Below are 12574 nucleotides of genomic sequence, written 5' to 3' on the forward strand. Positions count from 1 at the left end.
AAATTACCATGAGTACCAAAGGTGAAGAAGATCGCGAACGGCTCAAAGAAGAATACAAAGATCATTATCGGCGTATTAAAGAGGCCAAGGAACGTCTGAGAAAGGCGGAGCAAAAAGGCAAGATCTCCCAGGCCGTTCAGAATATGAATGCGGATGGGCTGTTGGAGTCCGTGGATGAATTCCTCGGAAAAGTTCGTGAGAAAGTCACCCATGTGGAAGCCCGGCTGGAAGTAGCAATGGACAGTCTGGAAGACGAAGACACTACAGCTGAAAGTAAGATCAAAAAAGAAGAACTGGATGAGGAGCTGAAAAAGCAAAAGGCGAAGCAAACGCTGAAACAAGTGAAAGCCGAGATGGGCATGTTATACAACGAGATCGAAAAGCATGCGGACGAAATACGAACGGAGAAAACCATTGGCAGCAAGAAGCCTTCTCCTGAAAGCACGGATAATTCACCGGACACCAAAACATGAGTGACGAACTAAACATCAATTACACCCGCGAAGCCTTCATGAATCCCATTAACCTGGGAGTGTTGCTGGTTTCTACCTTAACAGCTTTTTTTATGACCGGAATGGGTGATTTCTCAAGCTTATTGCTCACCACGGTTTTTGGGCTTGAGCTGATGTATCTCGGTATTGTTCCAAAATTACCTCGATTCCGGAAAAAACTGGAATTGAAAAAGATTAAAGAACGTCATGCGGCAAATAATGAAAAGGAGCTATTTCAGTCGCTGGATAATAAATCCCAAAAACGATTCCTGGTGCTAAAGCATCTTGCAAAACTGGTTCAGGAAAATTTTGAGAAACTACCGTACAGCTCACAGGGCCTGCTTAATAATATCGGCAAGAAAATTGATGAGCTATTAGGAAACTATCTGACCCTTCTTGATCTGATCAAACGATATGAAGTGTATTTGAATACTTCCCTTGAAAGCAATCTGAAAGAAGAAGTGGTTCGGCAGATCGAAGAGATCAAAACACTGGAATCAGAGAAACTTAAGCGCACAAAAGCACGCCGTGTGGCTATTATGCAAAAACGATTGAAAAAATTCAGCGTAGCTAAAGAAAAATATCTGGTTTGTGAAACTCACCTTGAAACCATAGAAGATGCCGTCAGATACATTTATGAGCAATCTATGACCATGAGTAACCCAGAGGAGATCGGATTCCAGCTCGATAACCTGCTTACCGAAGTTGAAGAAACTTCACAATTGATTGATGACTTAGATCAGGATATTTTTCCGGAGTATACAACGGAGTGGGAGAATGAAATGGATTTTGATTCCATTTTAGATGAACTCTCTACTGAAGTTGAAACGGAAATCAAACCCGCTAAGAAAGTCAAAGAATAAACATGGATCAGTCTTACGAAACGCTGCTTCTCGAAATCGATGAATCAGGAATTTGCACGCTCACCATCAATCGCCCTGATAAACTAAATGCACTAAACAATCAGGTGCTCGAAGAACTGGATGCAGCTGTTGATTCCATCAAAGAGAACTGCAAAGTGAAAGCGCTGGTTATAACCGGAGCAGGGGAAAAGGCTTTTGTTGCCGGTGCTGATATCAAAGAATTAAGTTCTCTTGATCCTGTTACCGGAGAGAAGGTTTCCAAAAAAGGACAGGATATCTTTCAGAAAATTGAAGACCTGACGATTCCTGTGATCGCTGCGGTGAACGGGTATGCATTGGGAGGAGGGTGTGAGCTTGCTATGGCTTGTCACTTACGCATTGCCTCTGAAAATGCCGCACTTGGCCTGCCCGAAGTTAGTTTAGGACTGATACCCGGCTATGGAGGAACTCAACGTCTGACCCAATTAGTGGGAAGGGCAAAGGCGCTTGAATTCATCATGACCGGCCGGCAAGTGAAAGCTGATGAGGCTTTTGAGGTTGGACTCGTAAATCAGATAACTGAGCATTCAGCCATTGATGAAGCAAAATCTATGCTGAGCAAGATCTTGAAACAAGGACCTGTTGCTATTAAGAATGCATTACTTGCAGTTAAAGAAGCAGGATCAGGAAACGGATATGAGTCTGAGGCAAGGTTATTTGGAGAATTGTGTGGTACTGCTGATTTTAAAGAAGGAACCGGCGCTTTTCTCGAAAAGAGAAAACCCAATTTCTCCGGTAAATAAGAACTAATTATTGTTGAATGAAAGACGAACCTCCATCGGGTAGCACATCAGTAGTAACATTTGACATCAACGGAGGAACTGCATGATCGAGTTTCTCCTTATCTTAGTCACTATTTTATTAAGTGGCTTCTTTTCCGGCTCAGAAATAGCTTTTGTAACAGCCAATAAACTCAAGCTGGAAGTGGCTTCACGCAAGAATAGTTTTTTGGGAAATTCTATTGAGTTCTTCACCCGAAAACCGGAAACATTTCTCACTACGACTCTGGTTGGAAACAATATCGTGAATGTACTCTACGCCACATTCATGGCAATTTTCCTCGTTGAACCGATCAAGATCTATTCAGAAGCCTGGTTCGGATTGATCCCCAGCGAACTTCAGATCTTACTAATTCAGACAGTGATCGCAGCAGTCGTGATCATGCTTTTTGGAGAGATCCTTCCCAAAGCTATTTTCCGGGCCTTAGCTGATAATATGATCGCTGTAATTTCAGTACCGCTAAGGTTTGCTTACTACCTCTTCCGTCCACTGATAGAGCTTTCCCGGGGATCTTCAAATATACTGATCCGGTTCCTGGTAAAAGATGCTGAAGTGCCTGAGAACTATTACAGGCGACAGGATGTGGAGATGATCTTCAAGGAATTGAGAGACAGCGGAGGGAGCGAAGATATTGACGAGGATGACTCCGAGATCCTGCATAATGTACTTGAACTCTCAAGTAAAAGGGTTAAGGACTCCATGATTCCCCGCATCGAAATTGAAGCGGTTGAAAAAGATACTCCTATTGAACAGGTTTTGAATATGTTCATTCAATCCGGGCACTCAAAGTTACCTGTTTACCGGGATTCCATTGATGATGTGATCGGTGTTGTTTTTGCTCACGATTTTTTCCACGAGCCAAAATCCCTGAATGAGATCATTCGTCCTGTAAAACTGGTGCCATCGAGTAAAAAATCCAATGACCTGCTTACGGAATTCCGTCAGTCAAATATGTCGGTAGCTATTGTTTTGGATGAATATGGCGGAACCTCAGGTATGGTAACCATAGAAGACCTCCTGGAAGAAGTGGTAGGTGATATTCAGGATGAATACGATGTAGAAGATGAGATCATGAAGCGCCTTTCTGAAAATACGTATGTGGTAAGCGGAAATGTGGAGATCGATGAACTCATAGAAAAATTTGAAGAAATTAAGCTTCCTTTGGAACCTTCAGAATATGATACCGTAGCGGGATTCATAATCAATCATTTAGGGCGTATTCCGAAAGTAAATGAGGAAGTGGTGATTGCAGGTAAAAAGTTTATTATCAGTAAAGCCACACCAAGCCGCATTGAAACGGTAAAACTCATATTAATAGAGTGATAAACTTACAAAGTGTCCAAGTTCTTTGACACTTTGTAAGTTTGTCACTCATCCACTTTGAAACTAACATAATATGTTCGATCACTATCCAAAATGGTCTCAGGAATTTGCCAGAAAATATCTGAGCAGAACCATCAATCAGTTTATTCTGCATGGGAATGTTCACGATCTTGTTTCCCTGAAAACAGATAAAGGCAGCGAATTCAATCGGCTTAAATCATTCTTGTCTGAAGAGTTCTTTGGTGCCCGAGACTTTGTAGTATTTTACGACAGAGCATCCGGGATATATTTCAGGGATAAGGAATCCCAGGCTGACTTTAATCAGGCTATAGCAGGTCGGGATAGTTTGGTGGGAACCGATTACGCTAATAAAATGCCCAAAGACCCTGTGCGGGTAATGTCTCTGTTGGAGCAGTACTTTCGCCTGCGTCTCGATCAAAAGAAAAGCATTGGGTTGATCATTGATTATGCCGAGACCATTGTTCCTATGAGCGATGCGGCTTCTATTGGGAATGAAGATCGTACTTCGCTGGTGTATTTATCCAGATGGGCACATGATCCTATGTTTCTGGCTGCTGATTTTACCACGGTTCTTATTACAGAAAACCTGGCGGATCTGAATAAGACCATTGTTCAAAACCCGTACACAACGGATATCAAGATCAATATTCCGGGTGAGAAAGAGCGTCTTGATTTCATTAATTTTGAAACGGCTAATGATACCTGGAAAGAGATCTCATCAGTAAAGGCTGAGATCATAGCACAGCAAACAGCAGGATTGAATTTCGTGAATATCCGCAGTGTGCTTTCCCACGCGAGGGAGAATAAGGAGAAGATCACTTTTGAGGGTTTGTCGCAGGCAAAGAAGGAGCTGATAGAAGCGGAAGCTTATGGTTTGTTGGAATTTGTAGAAACGCCGTATTCCCTTGATAATGTTGCGGGGCATACCCATGTAAAATCTCATTTACGTCAGGCAGTGAAAGCTTTGAAGTCTGGGAGACAAGATGTGATGCCCATGGGATATTTGGTATGTGGTCCCGTTGGAACCGGTAAGACGTTCCTGGTTACTTGTTTTGCCAGTGAAGTTGGCATCCCTATGGTTAAGTTGAAGAACTTCCGAAGTCAATGGCAGGGTGTGACGGAAGGAAACCTGGAAAAGATTCTCTCTCTGCTCAAGGCTATGGCGCCTGTAGCCGTTATGATCGATGAAGCGGATGCTTACCTTGGTGACCGTGATGCGAGCGGAGACAGTGGAGTTTCGAGCCGGGTATTCTCACAGATCGCGACTTTTATGAGTGATACGGCAAATCGGGGACGTATTGTGTGGTTCCTTATGACCGCCCGCCCAGACCTGATGCCTGTGGATCTGAAACGACAGGGACGTGCCGAAGAGCACCTCGCACTTTTCCCACCTCATACCAAAGAGGAGCGTGTGGAACTATTTGAAGCGATGTCCAAAAAAACCGGCCTGAAAATGACCGAAGCTTATATCCCGAAACTAATTGAGAAAGGGGATAAAACTTTTTCCGGCGCTGATATGGAAGCTGCACTGACTCGAGCCAAGTTCCGAGCTGCGGCAGAGGGTAAAAAGCAGGTAACACCCGAGATTCTTGATATTGCACTCAATGATTTTCTCCCTCCAACTTATCCGGAAGAAATAGAATTACAGACCTTAAGTGCGGTCATCGAATGTACTTCTAAAGAGTTGCTTCCCGAACGGTATAGAGATATGGACCGGGATGACATCTTATCAAAGATTGAAGAATTAAAATTCAGGGTTGGGTAAGGATATTATCAGGGAGTATCCAATAATAAAATTCTGGACGGTATGACCTAATCCCCAAAACTGATTCCAACACCTTTAGCGGTTTGTACCAGGAATCCGTTAGGGTCCACCAAATTTTGACCTTTGGTAGCTTCTTCCAGAGAAACAGAGGTGATTTCATGATCCAGGAAAGAAACCATACGGCCATATTCCCCTGCGATGGCCATTTCCATAGCCTTTACTCCAAATTGAGTGGCCAGTACACGATCGTTGGCGATGGGTGTTCCGCCTCGCTGAAGGTGACCAAGTACCATTTCCCGGATATCATGTTCAAAACCTGCTTCTTTTAGTTGATGTGAAAGTTGATAGGCAACGCCGCCTAATCGAACATTCCGGTAACCTACTTCATTACTTTCCCGGGCCACAACCGAACCTTCTTTGGGTTTTGCTCCTTCTGCAATTACAATAATAGCGAATCCTTTACCGGCTTCATATCGACTGTTTAATCGTTCCAAAACCTTGTCAATGTCATAAGGGATTTCCGGAATCAGGCATACTTCAGCTCCTCCGCCTATGGCGGAATGAAGGGCGATCCAACCGGCACCACGCCCCATAACTTCCAATATCATCAATCTGTGGTGACTCGCTGCCGTTGTCACCAGTTTGTCCACGGCATCAGTGGCTATATCCACGGCTGTCTGGAATCCAAACGTATAATCGGTGGAGGCGAGGTCGTTGTCAATGGTTTTGGGAACTCCGATCACATTTAATCCCTTTTTTTTTTGCAGATCATGGCTGATCTTTTGGGATCCGTCACCGCCGATGTTAATGACTACCTCGAATCCTTCTCTTTTAAGATATTCGATCATTTCGTCAGACCGGTCTTCTATGGAAATGGATCCATCCTCATTTTTAACCGGCCAATTAAAAGGTCCGCCTTTGTTGGTGGTTTGCAGTATAGTCCCACCCTTGGCATGAATTCCTGCTACTTTTTCATCATCAAGGAGAAGGATCTCTTTTGGAGAACTCAGTACCCCGTTGAAAGCCTCCATGCTTCCATAGACTTCCCATTTTTTAGTTTGTTCAGCCCGTTTTACAATGGCTCGGATCACGGCATTCAATCCGGGGCAATCTCCGCCTCCGGTAGTTACAAGAACTTTAGGCATATTCTTTTGATCTTGATTAATAAGTACCCAAAAGTATTACAAATCGGACACTTTGATAAATTTTTCTTTAGGGGTTGATAGAGTGTACGTATTGAGATCATCTTTCTTAGAGAACGAATTGTCAGTTAACTTTTTTATAGAAATGAATACCAATAAAAGTCAAAGAGATATGAATGTATTAGTGATTGGAGCAAACGGACAAATCGGGAGACGGTTAGTTCATGATCTTAAAGATGCCAACCATACACCTGTAGCCATGGTTAGAAAAGAGGAGCAGGTTAGTCAATTTAAAAAAGAAGGAATTAAAACGGTATTAGCTGATCTGGAAGAGGATTTCAGTCATGCATTTAAAGATATGGATGCAGTTGTTTTTACAGCAGGGTCCGACGCTAATACTCCAAAATCACAAACCGATGTCATTGATAGAAAGGGAGCCATTAAAGCGATAGATGAGGCAGAAGAAGCAGGAGTAAACCGTTTTATAATGGTCAGTGCGTTGAAGGCAAACCGAGACGAGGATTTATGGTCAGAAGCTATGCAACATTATTATGAAGCAAAATCAGCTGCAGACGAGCACCTCCGGAATACAGATCTTGATTATACCGTACTGATGCCCGGCCGTTTGACCAACGAACCCGGAACCGGTAAAGTAGAACTCTCCAATCATATTGAAAATATCGAAGGTAGAACTATTACCAGAGATGATGTGGCGGTTGTGATAGCTGAATTGATCGACAGTCCTGCTACATTTGGTAAAAGCCTCGATCTGTTGCAGGGAGAAACCTCAATAGAAAATGCTATCAAAAGTATTTCCTGAATATAAAAAACCCCGGATCTGATCAGGGAACCGGGGTTATTTTTGGGGTACAAATTAGTAGTTTAGAAATGCAACTAACTACTACTATTCAACAATAAATTTACCTTTCATCATAGCGTAATGGCCGGGGAAACTACAGATGAAGTCATAAGTCCCTTTTTCAGGGGCTGTGAATTCGATCGTTGTTTCCTGTCCGCCGCCAATAAGCTTAGTTGCTACGATCACTTTGTCAGTTCCTTCCGGGATGTAGTCATTTCCTGCTGCTTTAGAAGCTTCAGCTCCAAATGAATTGATGTCAGTTCCTTTTGTTAAAAGAACCCAGTTGTGTCCCATGGCAGCTTTTGGCAGTTTGCCAACGTGTTTTAGTGTAAGAACTACAGTTTGGCCTGCTTCAACTTTGATCTCACTGGTATCGAATTGCATACGATCGTTGCTTTCAACGGTGATCTCAACTTTATCTTGAGCCATTACAGTGGTCGTAAAAACAAGGGTAAAAACGGTTAGGATGGATAGTAGGAGTCTCATAATGATGATTGTTTAATTAGGGTTTTCAGCGAAACCGACCTCAATATTTCGGATACGCTTGTCTTAAATATTTTGTTCGCCTTCAATATCGCCATTGAATGTGAATTTTTTGTGAAGTTCACGTAGAAAAATTTCAGTCTTAAAACTCACCCATTAAGATCTATCAGTTCAGTGGAGGAATTAGGTAACCTAAGTATTGAAACCAAATATGGGATCCCGGGAATGGGGAGGGTAACTGAATCCACAACCGGAAATACTTCAATTATTTAATCCGTAAATTGAAACTCACTTTTCTTGGCCCGGCTTAGATCCGGGCTTTTTCATTTAATACCATATATGTCTTTTAAATCGCTGAACCTCAGTACGCCTATCCTCAAATCTTTAGAAGAAGAGGGATACCATCAACCAACACCTATTCAAACTCAGGCTATTCCCATTGCACTTAAAGGCACTGACGTGTTAGGATGCGCACAAACAGGAACCGGTAAAACAGCGGCATTTGCGATCCCGATTTTACAATTGTTGAGTGCAAATAAAAAACACGGTAATAATAGAAAGATCCGGAGCTTGATCGTTACACCAACCAGAGAGTTAGCGATCCAGATCGATGAAAGTTTTCAAAGTTATGGCCGATACACAAATTTAGAGACTGCCGTTGTTTTTGGAGGAGTAAATCAAAAAGGGCAGGTGAATAAGCTGAAACGGGGTGTTGATATTCTTACAGCTACTCCCGGGCGCCTGTTGGATCTGATGAATCAGGGTTTCATTTCTCTGTCGGATGTAGAAATTTTTGTATTGGATGAAGCCGACCGAATGCTTGATATGGGCTTCATTCATGATGTAAAGAAGTTATTGAAAGCCCTTCCCAATAAACGGCAAACACTGTTTTTCTCCGCTACGATGCCTTCCGAGATCATAAAGCTGTCAAAATCAATTCTTCACAACCCGGTGAAAGTAGAAGTCACACCGGAGTCATCCACCGTGGATGTTATTGAGCAGGGGATCTACTTTGTGGATAAGGGGAATAAAAAGAATCTGCTTGTGGACGTACTACAAGAAGCAGGCTCTAAATCAGCACTGGTTTTTACACGTACCAAGCACGGAGCCAATAAAGTGGTGAAACTACTGAATAGCCAAAATATTCAGGCAGAAGCGATCCATGGCAATAAATCTCAGGCAGCCCGACAAAGGGCACTTGGAAACTTCAAAGATCAGGTGACTAGGGTATTAGTGGCTACCGATATTGCGGCTCGTGGAATTGATGTAGATGAGCTGGAGTATGTGATCAACTATGAGATCCCTAATATCCCGGAAACTTATGTACATCGAATAGGGAGAACCGGTAGGGCGGGATTAGATGGAACTGCATTATCCTTTTGTGACGCTCAGGAAAAGACTCATTTAAAAGATATCGAAAAACTGATCGGTAAAAATATTCCTGTGATAGATGATCACAAATATCCGTTAACGGATCATAACCCTTCTGCTCCGGAGAAGCAAAAGCAACGTCCGTCCAGAAAACACAAAAGTGATAAAAGAAAGACAAGTAGTGGCAGGAAGCCTAACAGCTATAAAAAGAAAAGAAGAGAAAAAGACGCCGGCAATAAAAGGTAAAAAAGATTCTTTTGGTAAGCTTAAACCGGAAACTGAAGAGTGATCTTTGTTCCTTTATCAACTTCAGAATTTATGCTGAGCTTCCCTTTCATTGATTCCGTTAAATGCCGGGCAAGCTGAAACCCAAATCCAAAGCCACGTTCCTCTTTGGTTCCGGCAGTACTTTTAGGATTTCCGGACATAATTTCTTGTACCTGTGATTCATTCATCCCAATCCCCGTATCAGCGATCTGAACGTGCAATGTCATTTCAGGTGTCGATTTGAGCTCAAGCTCTACCTTAATAGTACCTTTCTCCGGAGTGAACTTGATAGCGTTTGTGATGAGGTTCCCGATAACCTGCAGTAAACGATGCTTTGGAAAAGAATGGTCCTTCAAACCTCCATTTATATTAACACTGAAATCCTGCGACTTAGCCCTGGCCTGTGGCTCATACAAATTCTTTAGCTTTTGCTGAAGCACCGGGAGTGTCAATTCATTAGCGGGAATGGCTTTATCATCTTCCCCTGTTTTATAATTTGAAAGGATATCGTTGGCAAGATCAAGAACTGAACGCCCACCCTTATTTATGAGCTCCAGTAGCTGCATGAACTCATCCAATTTGCTCTCTTCCGCCTGGTCACGTAAGATCTCAGCAATACCGATAATACCGCCAATTGGTCCACGAATATCATGACTTACCTTCCGCTGGATCTCTTTGAGTTCATCCACATTATCACGCATTAATTTCAGTTTATGCTCATATTCAAAGCGTGTAATTACCTCACTGGCAATGATCTTAAGGAATTCTTCTTTTTCAGGAGAAAGATCATTCTTCTTTGTATCCATAACACACATGGCACCGATCCTGATACCATCAGGGGTTGTTAACGGAACTCCATAGTAATAACGGATGTGAGGTTCTTCAGTCACATAGTCTTTAGTATTGAAGCGCTCATCCTCTGCCATATCTTCTATTTCAAGAGGACTTTCACTCAAGACAACATATTGACATGCGGTTTGGTCTCTGGGGGTTTGAGTGACATCAAGCCCAAAATTAGAGACAGTCCACTGTGTATTTGCTTCTAAAATATTGACAAGAGAGATGGGTGTACCGGTTACATAGGCCGCAAGACGTGTCAGATCATCCAGTTTTCCATGTATATCAGAATAGTCAATATCATATTCTGAGAGTTTTAATAAGCGATCAAATTCGTTATTTGGTACAAGAGCGTTGTTTTTTGACATACACCAAAGTTATTCAGATAAATTCCATATATCTACACGGTCAAGGGCAATGTAAGGTACGGCTATGTGGTTGAGTTTGGTATTTATACCTATATCAGCCGGCCGTCCGGTTGTTTTGATGAGGATCCTTTCTGTGTCTTCATTGAAGATCCTAATGGAAGAGTCTTGTTGGCTTGCTGAAAATAATGTAGCCCCGATAAACTCAATTCCGTCAATATATCCACCATCGAGAGTTGCGAATTCACTGAGTTCACCGGCATCATTAAAGGCATTATATGTTTGATCGCCACCCCACGGAGCTAAAATGAAATTTCCTGTTTCCGGGTTTAGGGTGATTCCATTCGGGGCAGATGGAAGATCTGCGAGAAAGAGCTCGGCGGCACCGTCTTCAATTTTATAAACGGTAGATGTTCCCGTATCAGTTACATATAAGCGGCCATTTTCATCTGCAGAAATATCATTCAGGAATCCGATCTCAAATTCAGAGAAATCGATGAAATCAGTTTGTTCTCCGGTATTTTTATTAAAACCATGAACGCCTAAGACATCTGCAACCCATAGAGTTTCATCTACGATAAACATTCCCCGAGGTGCATGTAATGGCGCTTCTTCGGTTCCGGTCATAAACCTCAGTTCCTGAATTCCTCCTCTGGAATCTGTTTTTGTGATAAAACCGGTGGAGTCTTGTTCATTCCCACCCCCGGTAAAGTTGGATATAAAATAAATATCCTGATCCGGATCATAACGTACGGCTTCAGGACCATCCAGTCCGGTTATGCTGTATGCTATATTTGTTGAATCCAATCCGGTCTCCAGATCAAGGGTAGGAGTGGGGGACTCAGAGGATGTGCAGGCTGCTGCAAAAAATAGAACGATAGTTAAAAATGAAAATATAGATCTCATAAGTATTCCTTTATTTGTTGAACCAGGATATATCACGTATTTCAAAATAATCGTCCTGATCCCAGTCAGTGTTAATGATAATCCCGCCGACCAATAACAGTGGTTTTGTACCCAGGTTTTCAAGGCCGGCACCAATTATATCGGTCAATTCTCTTTTAATTTGGTTAAATCCGGTTTCAGTAGTCGCTATGATCTCATTATCAGCTTTCTTAATGTCATCATAATTCTCGATAAGAACTTTATGTACTTGTCCCTGCTGATAGTCGTTATGCGAAATGTTGAGGACATTTCCGGCTTTTACATTATTCAGGCCTGCGATCAAGGATCCGCAACTTGAGGATGGTTCTTCTTGTCCTTCTCTTAATACCTTACCAAAAGTTCCATCTTTGGTGACACCTACGTGAGGGCCATATAGAATAACAGCTGCTCCCTCATCAGGAATATGACTTGAGAATGCGCCGAAACCCGTTTTTCCGGTAAAGGGAAGACCGGAGATCCCGCCAAAGAAAAAAGGACCGGGACCTTTAAAATCTTCTCCAACCTTCAGAAAGCTATTATTGATCTCGTCACTGCAGATGGATGTTCCCCATATACAATCTGCAGGATTCAAATTATTGTCTTTAAGTTCCTTAGTGATCATTTCCTTAAGCGAAGACAAAGACTCGGCCTTCGAATAGACCTTCGTTATATGCTGCATGTTACTAATCTAAATTACTGCCTTAATTTGGTTTAAAGCTAACGATATAAAATCAATTTTAAGAAAAAAATTCCTAATGATGAGTTGTGGTCTTAGCATGAAAAACCTGACCTCCATGTCTGACGTTTAATCGGGGGGAGAATGGATTCATCTATCAGCTTGATCAGAAATTAATTTTCACCCAATCTCATAACAGAAGCTTTTTATACGTATCTTTAAGGCTTATTGAAAATTGTGAGTTCGCGATAAGACTGGAACACTAATACTTTTCAGGTTTATAGAACCTTGCTGGCCTTTGTAAATCAAGCAGTCGTGCTTGCCTCTTGTCCATAGCTCACCCCAAATTTATTCCGGACAAGAAGACG

General features: G+C 42.3%; 12 protein-coding genes. 7 read left to right on the forward strand and 5 right to left on the reverse strand.

What is annotated here, in order from left to right:
• The first annotated feature begins 8 nt into the window (after window positions 1-8).
• From ACFSVN_RS12550 to ACFSVN_RS12570, 5 genes are all read left to right on the forward strand, one after another.
• On the forward strand, window positions 9-473 hold the full coding sequence (locus tag ACFSVN_RS12550; protein ID WP_390303315.1) for a hypothetical protein: 465 nt from the start codon (window positions 9-11) through the stop codon (window positions 471-473).
• Window positions 470-1354, forward strand: coding sequence for a hypothetical protein (locus ACFSVN_RS12555; protein ID WP_390303317.1), 885 nt, complete (start codon window positions 470-472; stop codon window positions 1352-1354). Before ACFSVN_RS12550 ends, ACFSVN_RS12555 begins: the two co-directional genes overlap by 4 nt.
• 2 nt (window positions 1355-1356) lie before the next feature.
• The gene (locus ACFSVN_RS12560) at window positions 1357-2136 is read left to right on the forward strand and encodes an enoyl-CoA hydratase/isomerase family protein (protein WP_390303320.1); all 780 of its coding nucleotides are present in this window, start codon (window positions 1357-1359) and stop codon (window positions 2134-2136) included.
• An 82-nt stretch (window positions 2137-2218) separates the two neighbouring features.
• Window positions 2219-3496, forward strand: coding sequence for a hemolysin family protein (locus ACFSVN_RS12565; protein ID WP_390303323.1), 1278 nt, complete (start codon window positions 2219-2221; stop codon window positions 3494-3496).
• A gap of 73 nt (window positions 3497-3569) precedes the next feature.
• A complete protein-coding gene (locus ACFSVN_RS12570; protein ID WP_390303326.1) occupies window positions 3570-5282 on the forward strand; it encodes an ATP-binding protein in 1713 nt (570 codons plus the stop codon).
• A gap of 47 nt (window positions 5283-5329) precedes the next feature.
• On the opposite strand, the gene ACFSVN_RS12575 is transcribed toward ACFSVN_RS12570, so the two are convergent.
• Window positions 5330-6427 (reverse strand): 6-phosphofructokinase, encoded by a 1098-nt coding sequence (locus tag ACFSVN_RS12575; protein WP_390303328.1) that lies wholly within the window; start codon window positions 6425-6427, stop codon window positions 5330-5332.
• A 142-nt stretch (window positions 6428-6569) separates the two neighbouring features.
• On the opposite strand from ACFSVN_RS12575, the gene ACFSVN_RS12580 reads away from it, so the two are divergent.
• Window positions 6570-7244 carry an SDR family oxidoreductase gene (locus ACFSVN_RS12580; protein ID WP_390303331.1) on the forward strand — a complete coding sequence of 225 codons (675 nt, stop codon included), beginning with the start codon at window positions 6570-6572 and terminating at the stop codon, window positions 7242-7244.
• A gap of 84 nt (window positions 7245-7328) precedes the next feature.
• Here the strand turns inward: ACFSVN_RS12580 and azu are convergent, their stop codons facing one another.
• Window positions 7329-7712: an azurin gene (azu, locus tag ACFSVN_RS12585; RefSeq protein WP_390303867.1), complete on the reverse strand. Its 384-nt coding sequence runs from the start codon at window positions 7710-7712 to the stop codon at window positions 7329-7331.
• 393 nt (window positions 7713-8105) lie between these two features.
• On the opposite strand from azu, the gene ACFSVN_RS12590 reads away from it, so the two are divergent.
• Window positions 8106-9383 carry a DEAD/DEAH box helicase gene (locus tag ACFSVN_RS12590; protein WP_390303334.1) on the forward strand — a complete coding sequence of 426 codons (1278 nt, stop codon included), beginning with the start codon at window positions 8106-8108 and terminating at the stop codon, window positions 9381-9383.
• A 20-nt stretch (window positions 9384-9403) separates the two neighbouring features.
• Here ACFSVN_RS12590 and ACFSVN_RS12595 read toward each other — a convergent pair whose 3' ends face one another.
• The 3 genes from ACFSVN_RS12595 to ACFSVN_RS12605 are packed head-to-tail and all read right to left on the reverse strand — an operon-like array spanning window position 9404 to window position 12209.
• Window positions 9404-10609 carry a GAF domain-containing sensor histidine kinase gene (locus tag ACFSVN_RS12595; protein WP_390303337.1) on the reverse strand — a complete coding sequence of 402 codons (1206 nt, stop codon included), beginning with the start codon at window positions 10607-10609 and terminating at the stop codon, window positions 9404-9406.
• 9 nt (window positions 10610-10618) lie between these two features.
• Window positions 10619-11512 carry an SMP-30/gluconolactonase/LRE family protein gene (locus ACFSVN_RS12600; RefSeq protein WP_390303340.1) on the reverse strand — a complete coding sequence of 298 codons (894 nt, stop codon included), beginning with the start codon at window positions 11510-11512 and terminating at the stop codon, window positions 10619-10621.
• 10 nt (window positions 11513-11522) lie between these two features.
• Complete coding sequence (locus ACFSVN_RS12605) at window positions 11523-12209, reverse strand: hypothetical protein (RefSeq protein ID WP_390303343.1); 687 nt, start codon at window positions 12207-12209, stop codon at window positions 11523-11525.
• Between the last annotated feature and the right edge of the window lie 365 nt (window positions 12210-12574).

The sequence above is a fragment of the Gracilimonas halophila genome, from assembly GCF_042684365.1.
Classification (GTDB): Bacteria; Bacteroidota; Rhodothermia; order Balneolales; family Balneolaceae; genus Gracilimonas; species Gracilimonas halophila.